Genomic DNA, 23,216 nt, shown 5'->3' with positions numbered 1-23,216 from the left:
GGAGACAGTTCGGCGTTCGCTGCTGATCGCGGCGGGGGGCGGGCGAGGGAGGTTGGTTTGGTTAGTAAGGACAGCCGGCGGGTACTGGGACTTGGCTCGGTACCGTGTCGGTGAAGGACATGCGGATGCCGTTTTTGGGGCGGAGGATGACCATGGCGCGGGGTTCGATCGTTTGCCCGGGGGGCAGCTCGAGATCGTACTTGCCGAGGAGCGTGCTGAGGATCATTAGGATCTGCAGCATGGCGTAGTTGCCGCCGATGCAGCCGCGCGGTCCGCCGCCGAAGGGCAGATGCGTGAAGGGCGGCTGCGCCGCACTATTCTCTTTGGTGAAGCGGTTGGGGTCGAAGGTTTCGGGATTCTCCCAATAGCGCGGGGCGTGGTGGGCTCCGTAGACGTACACGATGACGGTTGAGCCGGCGGGGATGACTGTATCGCCGACACGATCGTCGGCTACGGCTTCGCGATCGATCATCCAGAAGGGCGGGTAGAGGCGAAGCGCTTCGTTGATGACTTGGGTAGTGAAGACGAATTTCGGGACGGCGGTGAAGTTCAAGGGTTCGCCGTGGAGGATCTCGTCGAACTCGTTGCGGACGCGGTCGAGGACGTCGGGATGGGTGCTGAGGAGATAGAGCAGCCAGGAGAGCGCGTTCGACGAGGTTTCGTGGCCAGCTACTAGCAGCTGCATGCTTTCGCTGAGGATGAGGGAGTCGGGCATGCCTTCGCCGTCGGCGTAGCGGGCGTCCATTAAGGTCTGGAGCAGGTCGCTGCCGGGCTCTTCGTGGCGACGCATGCGGATATATTCGAGAAGAACGTTGTCGGCGGTGGCGCGCATCTCTTCGTGCTTGCGCAGCTCGCCGGTCGCCGCGAACCACGGGTTCAGGTAGGGCTGCAGCGTTTGCCGGACGATGAATTCCTGGACGGTGGAGATGGTGTGGCTGATGAGGTCGATGTCTTCGTCTTTGAGGCGGGCTCCGAAGAGCGATCGCGCGACCATGGCGAAGGTCATCTTCATCAGGTGGGGATAGATGTCGACAGGGCCGTTGTGGATCTGGCTGTCGAACTGGCGTAGCGAGTCGGTGAGCGAGTCTTGCATGATCGAAGACAGGGCTTCGAGCTGCTTGCGGTCAAAACCTTTTTGGATGAGGCGGCGCTGGGTGCGCCAGGCTTCTCCGTGGGTGGTGAGGAGCCCCTTGCCAAGGAAGTGACCCATGCGCTTCACCTGGATGTCCGACTTCTTGTAGTTCTCAGAGTTGGTCTTCAGGACGTGCTGAATGACGGCGGGATCGATAGTGACGATCGCCTCTTTAATGCCACCGAGATAGAAGCGGAAGGTGTCGCCGAATTCCTGATTGTATTTCTGCAGGACTTCGACGGGATTGGCTGCCGTCGCGCGCGAGTCGGCGAAAGAACGAAAGCGGGAAACGGCGGGAATTGATGAGGGCAATGTCATGCCTTGCTGTCCAGATTGTTGCAGAGAACAGTGAAGACTCTCGTGGAATTGTTTGAAGGCCTGGGGTCGTCAGCGGTTTCGGATCAGGCGGACGCAAGAGGCAAACGGATCAGGCAAACCGGCCAGGCAATCAAAGGGAATCCTGGTTGCCCAGTTGCTTCAAAAGGATCAGGTGACGAACGATGGCTCGGCTCATCGTGGGGTGTTGCCGATAGGGTACACCAAACTCCGCTGCCGTCTCCTTCACGATGCGCGTGAGTGGCGCGTAATGGGTGTGGCAGACGAATGGACAGAGGTGGTGCGCGATGTGGTGATTGAGGCCGCCGGTGAGCCAACTGACGACCGGGTTGTCGGTTGCGTAGTCTGCGGTGGTGGCGAAGATGTGATACACGCCGTTATCAAACTCGCCGCGTTCGGCTGGAAAGTAGGTGGTGTCAACGGTGTGGGTGGTCTGGAAGACGAGCGATACGCTCAAGCCGACGACCAGATGGACTAACAGGAAAGCGCCGAGTACCTGCAGCACGGGCATGTGCAGCAGCACTACTGGCAGAACAAGCATGTAAGTGAGGTAGAACGCCTTGCTCGCGAAGAGAATGACGTACTCGCGCAGGGGGTGGCGGGTGCGCTTGATGTAATCGTGCTTGGGAAAGAAGAAGGCCTCGAAGTCTCTGACGAAGACGTAATCGAGCGAGAACATGGCGTAGAAGAGCAGACCGTAGATGTGCTGAAAACGATGCCACTTAGCGCGCGGTTCATGGGGCGTGAAGCGGAAGATGCCACGGCCGGTGAGGGCGTCGTCTTCGCCATGCAGGTTGATGCAGGAGTGGTGGCCGCGGTGGTGCAGGATGCGCCACATGTAAGAGTTGATGCCGCAGAGGTCGAAGGCATAGTTGAGGGCCTTGTTGACCAGCGGGGCTGAGGAAATCGCATTGTGATTGCTGTCGTGCGCGATATTCAGCAAGAGAAATGTCTGGGCGAGGCCTCCCAGAAGGTACAGGCTAATGAAGGCCCAGGAGTTCGGGTGGAGGGCATAGATGGCGATCCAGCTGCCGAAGAGGACGGCGGTGCCAGTGGCAATCTTTGTCCACATCATGGGATTGGCTTTGGGGGAGACTTTGTTTTCGGCAAAGAATCTGTCGAGGCGGCGGCGCAGGACTTTGGGAAAAGAAGCTGCGGCGGCAAGGTCGCTGTGAGGCTGCTGCAGGGCGGCCTCAGAGGGTACAAGGTCTTCTATATCCGGCGCTTGGGTGTCTCTGGAAAGGGTAAGCACCGCTTCGGTATAAGGCGTCAACGGCTACTCCGCGAGGTTGTCATGTAGATCCTGTCCTGTTGGCCCATGCGGGCGGGAAGCAGCGGTTGGGTGATGGCATGGGCCTGCGCTGCGGCTGTCAGCGGTAACCTTGATGGTAGCCCGGGGTAGGACGCTGAATCAAGAGAATTCGGACCGAATGGGGCCGCGAGGGCGCATCGTTTGGACGAGCCACGGTTGATTCAGGGCGCATTGAAATGCTCCTGCTCTGCTAACATAACGTGAAGGATCAGTTAACAGCGAAATGCTCTGTCAGGGGTGATAGGCAGCCCCGGCCGGGACCTCGTACGACCTGACCGTCTCGTGCGTTCGATCGCCCGGGGAACCTGCAACGAAGCGGAGTTACGAACGTATACATAGAGGGCGCTTACCCCATCGTTCTGCAATCGGGCCTACACTATAATCCGATCTCCGGCAGTGCAATGGAATGCGCGCCAACGGCACACAAGGTGCTGCAAGGCGTGTAGAGTTTCTTGGAAACCGGATTTTCCGTATTCAAACCCGAGGGCATTACTGATCAATTATGGTATCGATTTTGGACCAACTCGATAGGCTGGGGAATGAGCACCCGCACAAACTCCTTTATTCGTACCTTGACCTGAACGGCAATCAAATCGAGGGCTATACCTACTCCGAGTTTCTGGAGCGGACAAAAGCGATCGCTTCGCACCTGCTGCGCAATGGGCAGTTCGTTGCGGAGGATCGGCTTCTGCTCGCGTATCCTCCGGGCCTGGAGATGATCTGCGCGTTCTTTGGGTGCGTGCGCGCCGGATTGATTCCTGTACCTGTGTATCCTCCCGGGTCTCGCGGCTTTCAGAGCGCCCTGTACAAGATGGTCCACATCGCCAAAGATTGCCAGGCGGCGGGAGTTCTGACCAGCAAGGACTATCACGGGTCGCTAAAGACGAATCTCGCGAGGAATGGGGTCTCGACGTCGGGTGTGGATGTCGATTACATCTCCGGCCTGCCGTGGATTGTCACCGAAGACTTTCACCATAGCGTTCGGAAGGAACCGTTTCCCGCGCCTTCCAAGGTTTTGTTTCTGCAATACACCTCTGGATCGACGATGGAGCCCAAGGGCGTCATTGTGAGCCACGAAAACATTTTGGAGACCTGTCCGCTGGTCATTGACCATGTGTCGCCTATCGTCGTTTCCTGGCTTCCGCAGTATCACGACATGGGATTGATTGGCTGCTATCTTTATCCAGCGCTGCGCGGCGGAACGACGTACGGCTTCGCATCGATGGACTTTATTCAGCGGCCGTCGCTCTGGTTCGAAGCGATCCATACGTATCGCGCGACGGCGACGGCGGCTCCTAACTTCGCGTATGACTACTGCCTGCGCGCGGGAAGGCTCTCCAAGGAGACGATGGAGGGCTTCGATCTGAGCTCTCTGCGCGTCCTGATGTGCGCGGCCGAGCCAGTGAAGCCGGACACGTACACACGGTTCCTGGAGACGTTTCAACCCTACGGCCTGAAAAAGGAAAGTTTTTACGCTGCCTACGGGCTGGCTGAGAATACGCTGGCTGTTTCGCTGGGCGGGCGGTCCATCATCTCCGTGAACAAGCATGCGCTGGCGCTGGGCAAGGTTCGCAAGACCACCGAAGTTTCGGAGATTGGCGCAGCCACGCAGGTGGTGAGTTGCGGCATCCCGCTACCGGGGCTGGATGTGAAGATTGTGGATCCGGATCAGCACAATGTGTTGGCAGACGGATTGGTCGGCGAGATCTGGCTGGCGGGCAGCGGTAAGTGCCAGGGGTATTGGAACAATCCAGAGCTGACGCTGAAGCAGTTTCGCGCGCGGCTGGTGGATGACACGCCGTATGATGATGGCTTCCTTCGCACCGGCGACATGGGATTCTTCCACGACGGCGAACTGTTTGTTTGCGGGCGGCTGAAGGACATGATCATTCTGCGCGGGCAGAACTACTATCCGCAGGACATTGAAAACGTGGTCGAAAAGGCCTCAGGCTTGATTCGCCATAACTGCGTGGCTGCGTTCCAAATCAATGAAGACAGCGAGCCAGCGCTGGCGATTGTGGCCGAGGTCAAGAATCCGAAACAGCTGCCGGAGGCGCGGAAGATTGCGGCGGCCGTGCGGAGTTTCCTCAACGTGGAGACCGCGTTGATCTCCTTTATCGCGCCGCGTGCGATACCGCGGACAAGCTCGGGCAAGATCATGCGCCACAAGGCGAAGATGATGTGGCTGGACGGGCAGTTCAACGTTCTCTCTGAATTTTCGCGGGAGAAGGACGCGGGCGCCTGCGCGCCGGATACAGAGGTTCAGTCTTCGTTCGACGTGTTGAAGTCGCGCTACAACCTTACGGGCATGGAGTCCTACAACCTCGTTGAAGCGGGGTTGGATTCGCTGGATCTCGTTGTATTCATGCACGAGCTCAAGGAACTACTGAAGGACAAGGGCGCCGAGCTGCTCGCACGGCAGGTGGATATCGGTGTCATTCAGCGGGTGAGCGTTGCCGAATTATTCCAGCTTGCAGAACAGTTGGAGCGCGCCCCGGAAGAGGCGATCGATCTGTTGCGGCATTCGCTTGCGGCGTTCCGCGATGAGCAGCATGCGGCTGAGAAGGAGATGATGAGCAATGACAAGAAGCTCATCTTCACACCAGAAAAGCCAGCGCCGATGCCTAAGCATCCGGTGCTCAAGCAAGTGCTGCTTACGGGAGGCACTGGGTTCATTGGACCGTTCCTGATCAAGAGCCTGCTGGAGCAGACGCAGGCGAAGATTCATGTGCTGGTGCGTTCGTCGGATGAAGCGCAGGGCAGCCAGCGACTCAAGGCAGCGATGGAGTCGATGGGACCGTGTCCGGCCGGGCTGATGGAGATGTTCGAGGCGCGGGTGCTGCCGGTTTGCGGAGACCTTGGACAGCCGAAGCTGGGCCTCACGCAGGAGACGTGGGATTTTCTCGCCACGGAGATGGATTCGATTTACCACAACGGCGCGACGGTGAACTACCTGTTCAACTACGACCGCATGCGCGATGCGAATGTGTTGGGAACCAACGAAGTGCTGAAGCTGTGCTTCGAAGGAAAGGCCAAGAGCCTGAACTACGTTTCGACGACGTTCATCTTTGGCTGGGCATTGAAGAGTGTTCTGTACGAGACCGATTGCAACAAGGACATGGAGTTGCTGGATTTCGGATACAGCCAGTCCAAGTGGGTTGCAGAGCGAGTGGTTGAGGACGCGCAGAAAAAGGGTTTGTGCGTGCGAACGTACCGGCCAGCGCTGGTGAGCCCATCGGTTACCGGTGGCGGCAATAACTTCGATATCGCTGTGCGCCTGGTTGCGTTCATGGTGAACCACGGCATTGGCGTGGATGCGCTGAACCAGATAAGTTTTGTTCCTGCCGACGTTATCGCGAACAACATCGTGGCGATTTCAACCACACCGGGCACGGAGAACAAGACCTATAACCTGGTGCGTGACGATTACGCGAACATGATGGACATCACGAACCTGATCACCAAGTTGACGGGGCGGCAGTTCGAGATCTTCAGCATCACCGACTTTGTTCCGGAGCTGATTCGCCGCTGCCGCAAGGAAGATCTGCTGTTCCCTCTGCTCGACTTCCTGGTGGGCTCGGTGGACAACATCTCGGCGATGGAGTTCAAGCGCTACGACAACACTGAGTACCAGAAGGCGCGGAATGCTGCGACCTGGGGCGTGCCGGAGCCGACGCTCGAGGAGACCGTCAGCGGCATTCTGAAGTTCATGCATCGCAAGGGAATCATCTCGGTGGCGGCGCGCGAGCTGGACACAACGGTCACTACGGCCGATGCGCCCGTCCCAGCGACTTCCGCTACGCAGGTTACTGCTTCTTGAAGGCCAGCTTCTCGTTGATGTGCTGACCGGTTTCGAGAACGCCGGTGGTGGTGACAGTCAACTCTTGACCATCTGGAGAGACGGCCCACTTGTCCTTCTGCGTCACTTGATCGTCGCGCAGGTAGATTGCGGTGACGGTGTGCGGATCGACGAGTTGCAGCTTGACGGTATCGTTGCGGGAGTTTTTGAGGTCGTACGGCTTGCCGTCAAAGCGGGCATCGTAGCTGTAGTCCCATGAGAAGCGGACGCCGCCATTTCCATCAGGGGCGATCTTTAGGGTCAGGCCTTGGCTCAAGCGCGATTTGCTCAGGTCTTCCGTCCATTCGCCCGCGAGCGGATCGTGGGCGACCTTCGCGCCGCCGGTGCGAACCCAAACCGTGACCTCATCGGGTTGGCCTGCGATTGTCCTGGTGGTGGTTAGCTCTTTGCCGTCGGCGGAGGGCTTGACGCGAACTGTGGCGACGAGCGCGCCGTCTTTCATCTCCTTCACCTCAGACTGGCGCTTATCAAGCCGGTGGAGCTGAATTTGATTGAACCCCAGGTTGCCGGGCGCGGGCGCGGGGTGGCCGTTGGCTTTCGCGGTGAAATCAAAGTGCCGATCGCCTGACATGACGACGTGCATCTGATCCCCCACCGGGGTGATGGAGAGTTTGTTGGGAGGATCGAGGGACGCCTGGGCGGAGGTAAGCGTCCAGGAGCCGATGCGCGGGTCCTGCTGGGCGACGAGGGGAGCGGCGGCGGCGAGGCCGACGAAGATCAGCGTACGAATTGTGCCGTTGAGATTGATGGGATCAATGTAGCAGATTCAAAAGCGCTTGAAAGCTGATATATGTGCCAAACCGGGAACACCTAGCGACGAAGAATCTGCATTCCTTTCACTGTTCGTGGGGACGATTTTGTATCATCCAATGTGTGATGCATCTGCGTCGTTTCTGGGTGGCCGGGGTAGTCCTTGTTGCGGTCATTGCCCTTCTTCCCTTCTCCTTTCACGCCGAGCGTCATCTGGAGACGGCAACCCGCGTCGATGGTAGCCAGGCCGAGGTGGTCCGGCAGGAATTGGCCACGCGCTTTCATTCACCGTTCGTTGAGCGCGTGGTTCTTGTGGTTAAGGGGATTCCGCCCGCCAATTCGCCTGAAGGCGAGCAGGCGCTGACGACGATTGTGGCACAGTTGCGACAGCAGCCCGGGGTGTCGGGCGTGGTCTCGTATCTTGAGCTGCGCGATTCGATCTTCCTTGGAAAGGGCGGCGGGACGTTTGTGCTGGTGGGACTCGTGTCTACCGGAGCTCCGGTGGAGTCGCTGGTTCCCATGCTGCATCAACAGGCGCATTTGCTTGAGGACCAGCTGCGGGGGCAGTATCCCGGGGTAAAATTGCAGCTCACGGGCGAGCTTCCGCTCAACTTTGACATCCGCAAGGCGAGTTCGGATGACGTGCGGCGTGGCGAGACGCTGGTGATTCCCGCGACCTTGATCCTCTTGCTGATCGCGTTTGGAAGCGTAGTCGCCGCGATTATTCCGCTGGCGGTGGGTGAGATTGCCATCGCGACCAGCCTGGCGATTACGGGATTGCTGGCGCAGCGCCTGCACCTGTCGATCCTGGTGCAGAACCTCGCGACAATGCTTGGGCTGGGCCTGGGGATCGATTATGCGCTGCTGATGGTGAGCCGCTTTCGCGAGGCACTGTTCGCGGGGAACGATGGATATGCGGCTTCGGTGATTGCGGCGCGGCAGGCGGGTCGGACGCTGTTGATCTCGGCCTCCACAGTGGCCATTGGATTTGTGGCGCTCCTTACTGTTCCCATCAGCGAGATTCGTTCGATTGGGCTGGCCGGAATCCTGGTTGCCGGATGGAGCGTGCTGTTGACCAACACGCTGGTGCCCGCGGTACTGGGCCTGCTGGGACGGCGCATTGATGCGGGGCGACTACCGTTTACGCCGAAGCTCGATGTGGATCGCGCCGCGGCCACGGGTAATCGCTGGAGGCGGTGGGGACGGACGATTGTGGCGCATCCATGGCTGGCGCTGCTGATCGCGGGAACGCCGCTGGTGCTGCTGGCGTGGCAGGCGAAGCATCTGGACACCAGCATTCCGTCGGGAGACTGGCTGCCGAAGTCGGCTGAGTCGGTGCAGGCGCTGCATACGCTGGAGCAGATGGATCGGACCGGCATCGTGTATTCGATGCGCGTGGTGATTGAACTGCCGGGGGAATCCGTTACGCAGACAGATGCAGGGTGGAACGCGCTGAACCGCGTGGCGAAACAGATTGAGAGCGACCCACGTTGCGATCGCGTGATCTCCATTGCGACGATTGCGGGGGGAAACCAAGCGAACCTGACCGATCTCTCGCGCGAGACGAGGCGAACGTTCCTCAGCAGTGATGGGAAGGCCGCGCTTGTCGAGATCCTGCCAAAGAGCTCTCTGTCCTTACGGCAACAGGTGGACTGGGTGCGCGAGATACGCAAGGAGGGAGCGCCGGCACTCACCGGCGCTCCCGACGCCACGATGATGGTGGGCGGCATCCCAGCACTCAACGCTGATTACGAAACCATCATCCACGGCCACGTTATGCCCGTCATGGGGCTGGTAGTTGGCGGCACGCTATTGGCCCTGCTGTGCGGCTTCCGATCCCTGTTTGCCGCAGTGAAGGCCATCATCTTGAATCTGGTTTCGGTGGCCGCGTCCTTCGGTGCGCTGGTGCTCGTGTTTCAGGACGGACATGGGAGCAGTCTGCTCGGAGTGCCTGGCGGAACGGGAAGCATCTTTCCGCTGGTCCCGATTGTGGCGTTCGCGATCGTCTTCGGACTCAGTATGGACTACGAGGTGTTCCTGGTGGCGCGCGTGCTCGAAGCGCGAAGGGCTGGACTGAGTGAGATGGATGCGATTCCTGAGGGGATGGCCAGAACTGCGGGCCTGATTACGAGCGCCGCCGCGATTATGATCGTGGTCTTCGCGGCATTCACCTTCGGAAACTTTCTGGTGGTGAAGATGATTGGCTTTACGCTGGCGATCGCCGTACTGATCGACGCGACACTGGTTCGCATTGTGATTGGCCCGGCGCTGCTGCGAATTGCCGGGGACTGGAACTGGTGGCCGGGTGGGCTCGACAGCAAGTGCGAGACACCCGTAGCGGAGAGCGGCGATTAATTACTGAGCGAGCTCATTAGCCAGGCTCGCGCAATCTTCCCGTCGCGCATAACGGTCTCGGGGGATCTTGAAGGCCTCGGCCGAGTTTGGCTTTTGCAAATTATTTTTACCTGAAGGATTGACGAGCCTGCAGCGGAAGGTGCAGAATCTGTTCGCTTCTCAGTCCGGGCAAGTACGCGGCCCCAAAGGTGAGATCTCCAATGAAATCCAGGCCCATTCACACCCTCCCTCACACGCTCCTGCGCTTCAGGACAAACGTTTGTCTACTCTCCGTATCTCTACTCGTTCTCTTTGCCGCTTGTTCTCCGAATATTTGCGCGCAGACCGTGGGAGTCGTTCAGACAAATCCCGATCAATCCGCGCTCCTGACTCCGCAAACGCCGCTTACGTTTACCGATGGTACGGCTAGTGGCACGGCAATCAACGTCGACGACACGATTCACTATCAGCAGCTCGAAGGTGTAGGCGCGAGCTTCAATGACTCCGACGCATTTCTTGTCTGGAACAAGCTCACGCCGGCGCAGCGCACGCAGTTGATGAGCGATCTGTTCAGCCCGAGCGGAATTCATCTCAGCTATTTGCGGCAGTCGATGGGAGCGAATGACCTCTCGCTGAGCAGCTATACCTATGACGATGTGCCGCCGGGCGAGACCGATCCGCAGATGAAGCAGTTTTCTGTTGCGCACGATGAGGCGTACATCATTCCGACAATCAAGGCGGCCTTCGCGGCGAATCCGGCGATCAAGGTGCAGGCCCTGCCGTGGTCGCCTCCCGCATGGATGAAGACGACGGGGACGCTCGATGGCGGTAGCTTCAACACGGAATATTTTCCAGCGCTGGCACTATACTTCGCGAAATTTGTTCAGGCCTACGAGGCACAGGGGATTCCAATCAATTATGTCTCGGTGCAGAACGAGCCACTGAACGAGACCAGCGGCTATCCATCGATGTTCATGAATCCGCACGACGAGGGGCAGTTCATCGCGCAGTATCTCGGGCCGCAGCTTCGCAACCTGCGCCTGCGGAATCGCGGGTGGAACTTTGCTCGGCAGTCGCACGACCCCATGGACGCGACGCCGGGAATTTTTGGGTATGAGCATAACTGGGATAACCCGAAGTATCCGGAGATCCTCGCGGAAGATCCCGCGGTTCGGCAGTATCTTGCGGGCGTTTCGTTCCACTGCTATGCGGGCAATGTTGCCGATGCGCAGAATGCCGTGCACGACCTTGCCTGGGATGTTCCGGTTTATTTCACTGAATGCACCGGAGGGACATACGCTCCGTACTTCGGGCAGAACCTGGTGAATGATGCCGAAGGCCAGGTAATTAACGTGCTGCGCAACTGGGGTAAGTCGGTCGTGTTCTGGAACCTTGCACTGGATCAGAACAATGGGCCGACGGTGCAGAACGGATGCAACGACTGCCGCGGTGTAGTGACGATCGACGACTCGACTACGCCTGCCACTATTTCGAAGAACGTGGAGTATTACGTGCTTGGCCACCTTGCGAAGTATGTGCAGTCGGGCGCGTACCGGATCGACTCGACTTCGTTCGGCCACGGCAATGTCGAAGATGTTGCGTTCAAGAATCCGGACGGCTCAATTGCTGTGCTGGTCTTGAATGACGCACAAACGTCGAGCCAATTCTCGTTGAATTGGAAGGGCAAGATGGTCAGCTACTCGCTGCCTGCGCAGTCGGTGGCGACATTCTTCTGGCAAGGCTATATGGGCAATACGTTTGATGTGACGGCAGGGCCTGGATCGCAGACAGTCGCGCCCGGAGGCCGTACCTTCTATAGCGTCGACGTGAACGACTACGGCAACGACCATGCGAATGCCGAGCTGAGAGTTGAGGGGCTGCCTGGCGGTGCGTTTGGTGAACCGGTGCCGATTCCCTTCACCAATCAGTACCTGCTTCCGGTTGTGGCAGAGGAGAGTGCCACGAGCGGTACGTATCCTGTGACCATCCTCGGTCGCCAGGGAAATGCGACCGCTTCGTCGACCGTGAATTTCACGATCGGCGGCAAGGAGGCTCCATTCCCCGCGGGGCCGGCTGCGATTCCGGGAATCATTCAAGCCGAGAACTTCGATAATGGCGGCAACTACGTTGGCTACTTCAATCTCGATTCGACGGATCAGGGAAGCGCTCCGACATATCGGCCGGGAACGACCGTTGGCATTGAGGGTACGGGCGACGCTGGCGGCGGCTACGACGTTGGCTATACCAAAGAAGGCGAATACCTGCGCTACACCGTCAACGTAAGCACACCGGGCATCTACAACCTGCAGACCCGCGTCGCTTCGCTTGGACAGGGCGGGTACTATCACGTCTCATTCGACGACGAGAACAAGACTGGAACGCTGTTCGTCCCGGTGACGAACGGGTTCCAGACGTACACCACGCAGGTCTCGCCAGCGTTTCAACTCAGCGCCGGACGACACGTGATGCAAGTGACGCTCGATGGCAATGGACCGACCGGCGGTATGGGTAATTTCAACTGGTTCGGTTTGCAGGCGCCGACGCCAAGCAGCTCATTCACCGGAGGTCCTCAGGCGATTCCTGGTCAGATAGAGATCGAGAACTTTGATACCGGCGGTAAGGGCGTCGCGTACTGGAATGGCGCCATGGCCAATGGCGGCGGAGCGAACTATCGGCCGGGAGAGACGGTGGACATCGAGAACTCGTCGGATACAGGCGGGGGATACGATGTGGGCAATGGGCAGCCTGGGGATTGGCTGAACTATACCGTGGATATTGCTACGGCACGGAACTACACGCTGCGAGTGCGTGTGGCGACTGATGTGGGCGGCGGGGTGCTTCATCTCAACGTCGACGGCCGGCAGGTGACGCCGCATATCTCAGTGCCAGAGACGGGCGGATGGCAGACGTGGCAGACACTTGAAATTCCGGATGTCCCTCTGCCCGAAGGCGTTCATACCTTGCAACTGGTGATAGACAGTGGAGGTTTCTACAATACTGCCGGCAACCTAAACTGGTTCTCACTGAACTAAAAATGCAGATGGGGCACGGCGTTTGCCGTGCCCCGCTAGCGTTGTAGGTTGGCGAAAAATCGTCCGGATTTGCGACTTAGCCGCTATTCTCCTGGATTAGACGGGAGATGTTTCTCACGCGAAAGTCTCTCAAGTTCGGCTCCGGCAAGTAAGAATCCACCCACTCCGTAAACATAGCTCGCAGACGGTTTGAAGATGCCCGGTTGACCGTCGATGGGCTGGATGGAGCCAAGGCGTCCGTCCGCATAAATGTGGCTCAGCATGCCGGCCCACGAGCGCTCAATCACCGGGAGATATTGATTGCGATCGAGGATGTTCTCGTTAATTCCGTAGGCGATGGCGTAGGTGAAGAAAGCCGATCCGGAGATCTCGGGAAGAGGGTAGGAATCGGGGTCTAGCAAGCCAGAGCGCCACAAGCCATCCTTTCCTTGAATGGAAGCCACTTCAGCGGCCATGTCGCGAAACTGTTGGACGAACTCTGGCCGTCGGGGATCTGTCGCTGGCATGGTTTGCAGCACCTTGATTAGAGCGCCCATCACCCATCCGTTGCCGCGCGACCAGAAGATCGGCTGTCCGTTTTGCTCTTTCCTGGTCAGGTAGCGGGCATCACGGAAGTAGAGATGATGGCTCGGGTCGTAGAGGCTTTTGGTCGTGATGGCCCACTCTTGCTCCATGAAGATCCGGTATTTCGGATCGTCGGTTGCCATGCTCATGCGGGTAAGGACCGGCGGCGCCATGAACAGCGCATCGCACCACCACCAGAGGTCTTTCGCAGGATCATCCGGGCGCTGAATCAGCTTGTCGAGAATTGCCTTGGTGTCGGCGATGCGCTCGGACTTGCGCTGTTTCGGCCGGTCGGTCAAATAGAGATCGAGGTAGGCCTGGCCGAGTGCCATGTCGTCTGCGTGGGGGAAACGGTTGTTAAGAAGTTTCCATTGCTGACGGGTTGCGTAATCGATCACGGCTTGCCGGTAACGCGAATCTCCGGTGGCGGCCGAGGCCGCGATCAAGCCATCGTAGAGCGCAGCGAAGGTCCACTGCGAATTGAAGTTGGGCTCCGCGACGCGCAGTTGCCAGTCGGCCACCTTCTTGATCGCGCTGCGGATGGCGGCAGGCTTCAGTGCGGGTGATAGATCAGTTGCGAGCGGACCGGGATCGTCCGGCGCATCGCCGACATGTTCCCGCTCCACGGTTGGAGATGCGGCCGCAGGCTGTTGGACTGTCTGCGGATGGGCTAGGGGTGCAGAAATCAGGAACGCGCCTAGCAGCAGATATACAGCGGTGACGCGTGAAGGTTTCATCGTGCTTTTTGCTTTGATCTCGAAGGCGGCCTTACCCAAAGCAGCGGTTGCCGAACGGGAAAGTTGCGAATAATCTCCGGGTCGGTGGGGTCGGGATTCAGTTTGGTCCATAACTGCAAATACTCCTGGTGGTGGCATGCCAGACCGCTGAAAAGTAGGCCGGGCGAACGGACCGGCAACGATGCGAAGTGCTCGATGTCCTGCTTGTATGGCCACGTGCCTTTGTCCAAGAGGTAGGGGTAGAGAAAGGCGGCTGCTTTGCAGATGCCGCGACCATCGGGCAAGACAAAAGAATACAGGCTTGGGCCATCGCCCTCAAGCGATTGGCAAAGGGTCGCCATGGTATCGAAGTTGAAGATGGAATAGCTGTAGGGCTTGGTGCGGGCAAGCTCCTTGGGGAAGCTTCCGTCGAGCGCCATCTGGCCGGGAACGAAGAGTGTTTTGTATTGCGTGCGCACTTCTTCCCTGGTGTCCTGGTCGCCGATCAAGCGAGCGAACTCCGCAGCCTGCAGTGCCCAGCAGACTGCATGATTATTAACTGTGTCCCTTTCAGCGATACCTTTATCGCTGGTTTTCATCCAGTGGAGGTAGGCGCGGAACCAGTCTTGCAGCGCCTGTTGCTCGGTGGCATTGAGGAGGGTTGGAGAGAGGATGGAGGCGGCGCGGGCGACTTCAACAAGATGCAGCGTGTCGATAATGCCGTAAGAGCGCCCTGTAGATACGCCATGAACCCCTTGGGAATATTCGAGGTTTGGATTCATGCGGGTGTCGGGATCGATGAACCACGCGCGGAGATGGTCGCCAGCCAGTCGGCCGTAACGGCGATCTCCTGTGAGCACCCATGCCGCTGTCAGTGCCGGCATCTGAATAGATAGGGCGATCATTGCTTTGCGATGATCGTTGAAGTTGTCAGGATTGCTTTGGCCGTCTCGATTAATGTATTTGCCGCCCGGGTCTTGCGGGTTGGGCCAAAAATAATCCGCCTGGGAGAAGTAGTCATGCACTCCGCCGGGACTGCGCGAGGTTGGATAGCTCGTGATGGTGTGCGGGCGCAGATCCAAGTAGCGCGTTGCGGCTTCGATGATCCGGGTCCGGTCCGTGCGGGCGACTAGGGCGTAGCCGTCGGTAGGCTTCAGCGCATCCGCAAACGCAAAGTGGGTAAGACAAGCGGCTGTTTGACAGCAAAACATGCGGCGGGTGAGTCGAATCATTTCAAACTTCCATGCGCAGTTGTTGCGCCTAACAGGGTGATGAACGCCGGAGGAAGGTCCTGAACGGTGATGCCGACCACGCAGCTTGCGTTCTTTGCGTTCGCACTGTCTGAACCAGTATCCACTGAAATAGATGCTGTCCCGTTGGTTAGCTGCAGCACCCTTGAAGCGTGGGTTGTTCCCATGTTGTCGATGAGCTTTCCAGATCCTGCGAGGGTGAAGCGCACCTGGTTGCGCGCATCAAGGCAAAGAATGTTCGCTGCATCATAGAGACTTGCGGTGACTCTGACACGACCATCCTTGTCAGGTATTTGGGCCAAACGTAGCTCGGCAGGCGTTCCCCAGGCGTCGGTTTGGTACGTCAGATCAATCTCATCCTGCAAGGTCACATCCCCTGTTTTTGCGATCACCTGAAGATGATTCTTCCCGCTCCGAAAGATCACGTTCCAGCGCAGCCCGGCCGCTGGAAAATCCTGACTGTCACGCTGCCTGATTCCTTGCGAGGCTCCGTTCAAAAACAGTTCAGCGTGCTCGCAGTTCGAATACACCTTTACGATGCGCGGCTCATCCGGCTTACCCCAGCGAATTGGCCAACTGTGTCCATACAGGTGAACCATCGGCTTCTTCGACCAATACGATTGGAAGACGAAGTAAGACTCCTTCAGGCTAAGATCGCGCTGCACGACGCCTTTCTGATTCACGTTCGGGATTCCGTCGTCGGCGCGAAGTGGGGATGCGAAGTCTTTGAAGATCCATTGAGCTGAGCCCGTTAGCCAGTCTAGCTTCTCCTGCGTCTTCAGATGCCAGTCGAAGAGATTGCAGGCGTAGGTCTCGGACCAGTCGCCGTCTTTGGAGACACGAACGTTGCCATCCTTGTTGAGATAGGCGAGGCCACGCTCTTCAGTTCCCTTTCCGATGGGGACCCGCCGCAGCACAGCCTCAGGGTCCTCGGAGTGGCGGCCTGCCTGGCTGTCTGCTCCCCATTCAATATGGATGAACCGGTTGACGAGTTCGCGCTGCTTCAGAAGACTGTCTTCGTACTCGCGATAGTTTCCTCCGTACCAACCGGCCCAAATGGAAGGAGAATAGACGTCCGGGATGTCCCGCGCAAAGTCGCAGCGGCGAAGGGCGGTGAGCCTGGATTTGTCCAGCCGGTGAGCGAGGTCGCGCATCTCGGTCATGAAGGCGCGGATGGCGGCGTGATCGACACTTGGGTATTCGTCCGGCCAGTCGTCTTCATTGCCAAGACCCCAGAGAATGATGGATGGGTGATTGAAGTGCTGTTCGATCATGTGCGACAGCATGTCCTTCGCATTTTGCTGAAAAGATGCATCGCCGACACCGGCACGGCACCAGGGTGCTTCCTCCCAGACCATCAGGCCGAGCTCGTCACACAGGTCGAGTACCAGGCGATCCTGCTGGTAATGGGCGAGGCGAATAAAATTCGCACCCATGTCGCGGATCAGGCGCATCTCTTGCCGGACCTGGTCGTCGCTCATCGCTGCTGCAACGCCGGCGTGGTCGGCATGCCGGTGTGTTCCCTGCAGGAGAACGCGTTTGCCGTTGAGTTTGAATGGCCCGTGCTCTATGAATTCGACATGCCGTATACCAAAGCGCTCCTCCATCGAGGACGTTCCACTTGGAGTTGAAAGGGTCACCCGGCAGCGGTAGAGCGCGGGCGTCTCAGGCGACCAGAGTTGTGGACTTGGGAGGGAAGCGCTGACCGGAGCGTTGGTATCGCTCATGGGGGATATCGAGCCGGACCAGTGATGGATCGACCGACCCTGGGGATCGAAGATTTCTAGCGAAAGCTTGCAGGGAGAGGAGATGCTGCGTGGGTTATACAGCCTGCAGCGAACGGAAACGATAGCCGAGCCATCGGGGCGAAGGATGGGAAGAATGTGAACAGTGTCGAGCGCGAGAGCTGGCAGGTAGACGAGGTTCACGTGTCGATAGAGGCCACCGTACAGGCAAAAGTCGCTCAGGTCGGACGGAACGCGCTCGGGGTCCGGAGCGTTATCGCAAAGAACGGCTACCGGAATCGTGGACGCGGCGCCTTTGGTCCGCTGGAGGGCTGAGACGGCGTCGGTGATGTCAAAGACAAACTCGTCATACCCTCCTTTGTGCGTTCCGATGAACGTCGATCCGACCCAGACGCTGGAGGTCTGGCCGGCACCCTGGAAGTGGAGGATCGTGCGACCACCTTCGAAGGGATTGGCAACGGCGATCGCGGTTCGGTACCAGCCATGCCCCTGGTAGTAGGGCCGATCAGGATCGCAGGCATCCGCATGATTGAAGCAGTGAGGCAGGCTTACCGACTGCCAGAGGCCGGCCTCTTCTTCGCGCCAGACCTCCCAGACGCCCTCAAGCTGACCCCGCCGATATTGCCAGCCAGCGTCCAGTTGCGTGGGAGCCCGTACGGGATCGGCGTTGGGCGAGGAGATGCGAGTGACCGCCCGCAGGGACGGTGCGAGCAGGGCTGCGCCCCCAGCTGAGATTGCTCCTAATAAAAATTGCCGGCGGCTACTCTCAAACATCTCGACGCTTCTTCCTTGGGCGCTCGGACAATTTTCTCTCCAGTGATAGCAATGACAGACTGAGCAAATAACCGGGGTGTGACAAGTGACTCACCGTTTGGTTCATTGCGAGTGCTATAACTTATTTGAAATGTTGAGGAAACCGGCGTGAAACGGGTTGTGTCAAACGTGCCTTGCCCGGCCCTGTAATCGGTAGGTATTATCGCGATACGCAATGAACACCTTTAAATCAGGCTGGGAGACGTGGCATCCCAAGTCCCGGCAGGACGAAGAAGAGATTCTGCAGGAGATGGAGGAGGTCCTCGCCAGTCCTCAGTTCTGCAATAGCAAGCGTTACCCGGCGTTGCTTCGCTATGTCATTCAGAGCACGCTATCGGGGCATAGCGACCTGCTAAAGGAACGCACCCTGGGCGTCGAAATCTTTCATCGGCCGCCAGACTACGACACCAATGCCGATACCGTCGTCCGATATACAGCTGGTGAGGTGCGGAAACGCCTCGCTCTCTACTATCACGAACATCAGTCGCGGCTTCAGATTTCATTGCCGTCAGGGTCGTACGTTCCGGAATTCCTTTGTAATCACGAGGAGGTTGACACTCCAAGCGCAGCGTCGCGCCTGGGACAAACGGATGCGCAGCCAATCGCAAGCACGGCCTTCGAGTCCAACGCTTCTACAGGCGCGCCGGCAATGGCAGAGCATACGCAAACGTCAGATCATTCCATTCCGCTGATTGCGACTCGCAAGTGGTACGGACGGCCGATTCTTTGGATTGCGGCCTCATCCGTGGTGCTTCTCGTGCTGATCGGCGCATTCGCGTGGCAGCATGGACGTGCGCATTCGCAGGACGCGTTGCAGGAATTCTGGGCTCCGGTTTTGGGTGAATCCAACACCACACTTATCTGCTCGGGCGGCGTGGTGTTTGCTCCTGAGAGATTCTCCGGCGTGAAAACAGCGGGGAAAGACATTGAATATCCATTTGTGTCCATGCAGATTGCGACTTCGATCGCGCACATTAGTGGACACCTCGAGCGCCTCGGAGAAACGGTACAAACGCGTTCCTCGGCGTCGACGGTGCTCACTGATCTTCGCGAACGCCCCGTGGTCCTCCTTGGTGGATATAACAACGACTGGACGATGCGCCTGCTCGAACCCCTGCGGTTTCGTTTCGCTCCTGGGCCGGCGGAGGCTATCTTAGATCGCGACCACCCAGCCGCGAAATGGGAGAGGGATCCAGCGCAACCCTATTCAAGTGCCGATGACTACGCGATCGTCGCTCGCTTCCACGATGCGACTACCGGCGGCATTATCGTCATCGTTGCCGGAATTGGACGGAACGGAACAGAGGCAGCCGCTCAATTCGTTACAAGCTCCCACTACATGGAACTGCTGCGACGCCAGGTCGGAGCAAGTCTGGCAGATAAGAATGTTGAGGCGGTGCTAAAGGTTAGCGTCATCGACGGCAAAACCGGCGCCCCGTCGGTTGAGGCGGTCGACGTCTGGTAGGGACTCCTCCCTTTCCCTGGGTTGCAACTTCAAACCACCTACATCCCTGATGTGAGGCACCGTAAAGGTCCTTTCGCCGGCTCCACGGCATGTTTGTCACAAGTGTAGCGTCCATTCTAACTACTTTATTTACAAGCAGATATATTCCAGACGGTGAACCAAACCGTTAGTCACTTGCCAGCGGCATAAAGCAAGGCTGACGGTGTGCGTGCCACTCAAAGAACGAATTCCGCAGCCGGAAAGACACTTCGCAAGCGGAATCGCGTGAGGCCGCAGCACTTCAGGAGAATCGCCATGACGTCACAGAACCAAGCCAGCACGAAGCGAAATGCATCCCTTACGCGACACTCTCAAGGCCCCCGGGGACATGAAACAGGAAATCGCACTCAGCGAGCTTTCCTCTGCTTCCTGGCGGTGGCGGTGCTTCTTCTCATTGCCCCGGCGCATGCCCTTGCACAACTCTCCACGGCGACGGCGTTTGGCGATGTTACCGACTCGTCGGGAGCGGCAGTTCCAGGTGCGACGATCATTTTGACCCAGACGCAGACTAACTTCACCCGTACCGTCATTACGGACAGCCAAGGAGAATATCGCGCGGAGTTTCTGCCCCTTGGGCCTTACTCGGCTAAGGTGAGCGCGCCCGGGTTTACCGAGATCGTGCGGAACGGTATTGTGCTGACCGGCACGCAAGAGGCTGCACTGAACTATGCCCTCAAGGTGGGTTCCGAAAACACCGTGGTCACAGTTACAGAGACGGTACCGCTGGTGAACACAGCGAACTCCGTACTCGGCCGGACCATCTCCAATCAAGAGGTGGATAACCTTCCGCTGGTAAGTCGCGACGCCTACCAGCTCCTCAACCTTACGGCTGGCGTGCAGAGCGTGCAGAACGAAAACTCCATCGGTCTGCCAATGGAACACGTGATCATCAACGGTTCCTCTGACAACATGGTGGGACAGGTAACGTATTACCTCGACGGCGGCATCAACATGACAGGCGTTCGCGCCACAGGAAATTTCATTCCCAATCCGGACGCCATCGACCAGTTTGACGTGCAGACCAACAACTTCAGCGCAGAGTATGGTCGCACCGGAGCGGGCGTTGTTTCAGTCCTGACCAAGTCCGGAACCAACCAGGTCCATGGATCGGTGTACGAGTTTCACCAGGAAACGAACTTCAACTCGGACAGCTATCTTCAGACAACGCGAACCCCGCAACATATCAACCGGTTCGGCGCCACCGTCGGCGGACCCGTCCAGAAGAGCAAGATCTTCTTCTTTGGGAGCTACGGTGGACTGCGGGAGGTGACACCGCAAAACTACAACACAGTTGTGCCCGACGCGCTGCAAAGGGCTGGCAATTTCTCTGAGAATCTTCCTACGTCCACCACAATCGCGCATGGCCTTGGAGCTTGCGCGACTACTCTTTCAGCCGCGGATAAATCAGTGACGAACTACGGTGGGCGATTCATTGTCTGCGACCCGGTGAACCATCAACCAGTACCTGGAAACCGTCTTGATCTGGATCCGAATTATGTTCCCGATCCGGTCGCGGCGGCCGTGCTGGCCAAGAATGTTCCGATGCCCTCGCCCGACCGGCCGACACCGGATAATCGTTTCGTCGGAAACCAGGGCTTGCCACAAGAAAACAACGAGTTCCTGATCAAAGGTGACTTTCAGACCTTCACGAACCATCGTGTGACGCTCTCCTACTTTCAAGCGAACGGATCGCAAATCGAGCTGCCATCAGGAGGCACGCTTCCGGGCTGGGCACTCTCGAATTATGCCTTTCGTCAGCAAAATGCCAATGCCAGCGATGTCTGGACAGTGACGCCGCGCTCGGTAAATCAGGTGTGGATCAACTTCTCGCGCATGCTGGCTGGACGCATCAGTAATCCTGCCGAGACGCTTTCCGCGTATGGTTCTGACATCAATGTGCAGGGAACCCCATCCCTTCCAGACATCAGCGTCTCCAACTTTTTCACGCTTTCGAATGCCATCAGCGGGCCTCTAGCGGGCGATAACATCTACGGTTTCCGCGACGTGTTCAGCACGACACGCGGTCGGCATACGATCAACATCGGCGGAGAGGTCTATCTTGAAAAGGACCGCTTAGAGACGCTGCTGAATAATTACGGCGTCTTCAACTTTACGAGCGCGACGGTTCCAAGCACCGCATCCGGTCAATCAACCTACACCAGAACCGGCGTTGCCATATCCGACTTCCTGATCGGCCACCCCAACACCATGAGCCAGGATTCGCCCGACGACGCGAATGAAAACTACTGGAACTACGGCATCTTTGCTCAAGATGATTGGCGCGTGTTCCCTAAGCTTACGGTGAACCTTGGCCTGCGTTATGACGTTCAAACCGCGCCCACCGATACTCAGCGCCGCATCGCCGTCTTCGAGCCCGGCGTGCAGTCGACAGTTTCCCCCAACGCAATGCTAGGGCAGCTTTTCCCCGGAGATCCCGGCGTTCCCGCCGGCGGTGTCGACACGAACTATAACCACGTCTCGCCGCGTGTGGGCTTCGCGTTTGACCCCTATAACAACGGTCGAACCGTCTTCCACGGAGGTGCTGGACTCTTCTTCGATACCATCTCCGGAAATGAATGGATGCTGTCTCAGAACTTCCAGCCGTTCGCCGTCCGCGAAACGAACGCATTCACGCACGTTGTAAGTTTGCAGAACATCTACTCGACTGACTGCCAGGACTTCGCCGGCTGCACGTCTCCATTTCCCTATGTCTACGACAAGACGAATCCCCGTTACGTATCTCCGGCGTCGCTTGTCTTTGTTCAGAAAGGAATGCGTTGGCCATATAACGTCCAGGCAAACTTCGGCGTGCAGCAACAACTCACTCGCGACCTCGCCCTCGGTATCTCGTACGTCGGAGCGTTCAGCCGCAAACTTCCGCTGTTCATCGATGAAAATGCGCCCATCTACAACACCGCAAACCCGGCCTCCAACACCACGGGCGACGTCAACTGCCGCCGACCCTATGACGCAATCCCCTTTGCTACTGTGAATACCTGCGCCAACCCAGCGGTTGGATCAAAGTACATGAGCAATGCTTACGTGATCACGGATGGCCAGACAACGAACTATAACGGGCTTCAAGTCACCGTCGTCAAGCGCTTGAGCGAACACCTGAGTCTCAACGGCTTCTATATCTGGAGCAAGGGTCTGGCCAGCGCGTCGCTTCAGACAACCGGCAACATAGGCAACAGTGCTGCAACAGAGCCCGAAGATTACCACGACCTCTCATTGGAGCGGCAACGTGAAGACAACGATATGCGTCACCAGCTTGTTGTGTCGGCGGTGTGGAAGCCTGACTACTTTGGGCATGCGAATGTGGTGGTCCGAACGCTGCTCAATGGCTGGTCGATCTCGGCAATTGTCAATCTACACAGCGGCAAACCGTTCAGCATCACCACGGGTACGGATGACAATTTGGACGGCGACACGAATGATCGCCCCAATATTCTTCCCGGGCAAACAGCCCACTTGATTCCCTACCAGCGGTCCGTTCTTACCGCATCCACGGAGAAGTGGTTCAACACCTCCGCATACTGCAAAAACGGTGCAGCAGGATGCCCTGCGGGTGCTGGGCCATCGCATCTGGATGGAACAGTGCGCGTCAACGCCCTGGATGCGCCGGGATATCGGGACGTCGATGCAGCCATCTTTCGGGACTTCACGATCCACGGACGCATCAAGTTCCAATTCCGTGGTGAGGCGACCAACGTCTTCAACATGGTGAGCCTAAGCGCCCCCGCCGGTACGTTCAATAGCGGAACCTTTGGTACCATCACTGGCGCATCCGCTATGCGCGTCATCCAGGTTGGAGGTCGGCTCCTGTTCTAGCAAATCGTTCGAGCGCGACCCGAAGGCCTGATTCGCAG

General features: G+C 58.1%; 11 protein-coding genes. 5 read left to right on the top strand and 6 right to left on the bottom strand.

The features are described from left to right. Positions 1–61: 61 nt before the first annotated feature. Together GSQ80_RS20440 and GSQ80_RS20435 are read right to left on the bottom strand one after the other, a co-directional pair. Positions 62–1,450, bottom strand: a complete 1,389-nt coding sequence (locus GSQ80_RS20440; protein WP_158789514.1) for a cytochrome P450 — start codon at positions 1,448–1,450, stop codon at positions 62–64. Positions 1,451–1,580: 130 nt separating this feature from the next. Further along, positions 1,581–2,741 (bottom strand): fatty acid desaturase, encoded by a 1,161-nt coding sequence (locus GSQ80_RS20435; RefSeq protein ID WP_158789513.1) that lies wholly within the window; start codon positions 2,739–2,741, stop codon positions 1,581–1,583. A 541-nt stretch (positions 2,742–3,282) separates the two neighbouring features. Between GSQ80_RS20435 and GSQ80_RS20430 the strand changes: the two genes are divergently transcribed. Then, positions 3,283–6,600 carry a fatty acyl-AMP ligase gene (locus tag GSQ80_RS20430; protein WP_158789512.1) on the top strand — a complete coding sequence of 1,106 codons (3,318 nt, stop codon included), beginning with the start codon at positions 3,283–3,285 and terminating at the stop codon, positions 6,598–6,600. Here the strand turns inward: GSQ80_RS20430 and GSQ80_RS20425 are convergent. Continuing rightward, positions 6,587–7,222: a hypothetical protein gene (locus GSQ80_RS20425; protein ID WP_158789511.1), complete on the bottom strand. Its 636-nt coding sequence runs from the start codon at positions 7,220–7,222 to the stop codon at positions 6,587–6,589. The genes GSQ80_RS20430 and GSQ80_RS20425 overlap by 14 nt on opposite strands. Before the next feature lie 293 nt (positions 7,223–7,515). Here GSQ80_RS20425 and GSQ80_RS20420 point away from each other — a divergent pair, with 293 nt between their 5' ends. Both GSQ80_RS20420 and GSQ80_RS20415 read left to right on the top strand, forming a co-directional pair. Further along, on the top strand, positions 7,516–9,744 hold the full coding sequence (locus tag GSQ80_RS20420; RefSeq protein WP_158789510.1) for an MMPL family transporter: 2,229 nt from the start codon (positions 7,516–7,518) through the stop codon (positions 9,742–9,744). Positions 9,745–9,944: 200 nt separating this feature from the next. Then, complete coding sequence (locus tag GSQ80_RS20415; protein ID WP_158789509.1) at positions 9,945–12,755, top strand: carbohydrate-binding protein; 2,811 nt, start codon at positions 9,945–9,947, stop codon at positions 12,753–12,755. An 83-nt stretch (positions 12,756–12,838) separates the two neighbouring features. Here the strand turns inward: GSQ80_RS20415 and GSQ80_RS20410 are convergent, their stop codons facing one another. Genes GSQ80_RS20410 through GSQ80_RS20400 form a run of 3 tightly spaced genes read right to left on the bottom strand, consistent with a single transcriptional unit; the run spans position 12,839 to position 17,804 of the window. Then, positions 12,839–14,056: a glycoside hydrolase family 105 protein gene (locus GSQ80_RS20410; RefSeq protein ID WP_158789508.1), complete on the bottom strand. Its 1,218-nt coding sequence runs from the start codon at positions 14,054–14,056 to the stop codon at positions 12,839–12,841. After that, positions 14,053–15,267, bottom strand: a complete 1,215-nt coding sequence (locus GSQ80_RS20405; protein ID WP_158789507.1) for an alginate lyase family protein — start codon at positions 15,265–15,267, stop codon at positions 14,053–14,055. The genes GSQ80_RS20410 and GSQ80_RS20405 overlap by 4 nt, the downstream gene beginning before the upstream one ends. After that, complete coding sequence (locus GSQ80_RS20400; RefSeq protein ID WP_158789506.1) at positions 15,264–17,804, bottom strand: glycoside hydrolase family 2 TIM barrel-domain containing protein; 2,541 nt, start codon at positions 17,802–17,804, stop codon at positions 15,264–15,266. The genes GSQ80_RS20405 and GSQ80_RS20400 overlap by 4 nt, the downstream gene beginning before the upstream one ends. A gap of 214 nt (positions 17,805–18,018) precedes the next feature. Here GSQ80_RS20400 and GSQ80_RS20395 point away from each other — a divergent pair, with 214 nt between their 5' ends. Together GSQ80_RS20395 and GSQ80_RS20390 are read left to right on the top strand one after the other, a co-directional pair. Beyond that, positions 18,019–19,308, top strand: coding sequence for a hypothetical protein (locus GSQ80_RS20395; protein WP_158789505.1), 1,290 nt, complete (start codon positions 18,019–18,021; stop codon positions 19,306–19,308). Positions 19,309–19,602: 294 nt separating this feature from the next. Next, complete coding sequence (locus tag GSQ80_RS20390; RefSeq protein ID WP_158789504.1) at positions 19,603–23,178, top strand: TonB-dependent receptor domain-containing protein; 3,576 nt, start codon at positions 19,603–19,605, stop codon at positions 23,176–23,178. Positions 23,179–23,216: the final 38 nt, after the last annotated feature.

Source organism: Granulicella sp. L46 (assembly GCF_009765785.1).
GTDB lineage: Bacteria > Acidobacteriota > Terriglobia > Terriglobales > Acidobacteriaceae > Granulicella.
This window is presented reverse-complemented; position numbering and strand designations above follow the sequence as displayed.

Coding starts and splice junctions, on each gene's coding strand:
- GSQ80_RS20440 (WP_158789514.1), bottom strand. CDS start 1,450: ATGACATTGCCCTCATCAATTCCCGCCGTTTCCCGCTTTCGTTCTTTC.
- GSQ80_RS20430 (WP_158789512.1), top strand. CDS start 3,283: ATGGTATCGATTTTGGACCAACTCGATAGGCTGGGGAATGAGCACCCG.
- GSQ80_RS20425 (WP_158789511.1), bottom strand. CDS start 7,222: ATGCACGTCGTCATGTCAGGCGATCGGCACTTTGATTTCACCGCGAAA.
- GSQ80_RS20420 (WP_158789510.1), top strand. CDS start 7,516: ATGCATCTGCGTCGTTTCTGGGTGGCCGGGGTAGTCCTTGTTGCGGTC.
- GSQ80_RS20415 (WP_158789509.1), top strand. CDS start 9,945: ATGAAATCCAGGCCCATTCACACCCTCCCTCACACGCTCCTGCGCTTC.
- GSQ80_RS20410 (WP_158789508.1), bottom strand. CDS start 14,056: ATGAAACCTTCACGCGTCACCGCTGTATATCTGCTGCTAGGCGCGTTC.
- GSQ80_RS20405 (WP_158789507.1), bottom strand. CDS start 15,267: ATGATTCGACTCACCCGCCGCATGTTTTGCTGTCAAACAGCCGCTTGT.
- GSQ80_RS20400 (WP_158789506.1), bottom strand. CDS start 17,804: ATGTTTGAGAGTAGCCGCCGGCAATTTTTATTAGGAGCAATCTCAGCT.
- GSQ80_RS20395 (WP_158789505.1), top strand. CDS start 18,019: ATGAACACCTTTAAATCAGGCTGGGAGACGTGGCATCCCAAGTCCCGG.
- GSQ80_RS20390 (WP_158789504.1), top strand. CDS start 19,603: ATGACGTCACAGAACCAAGCCAGCACGAAGCGAAATGCATCCCTTACG.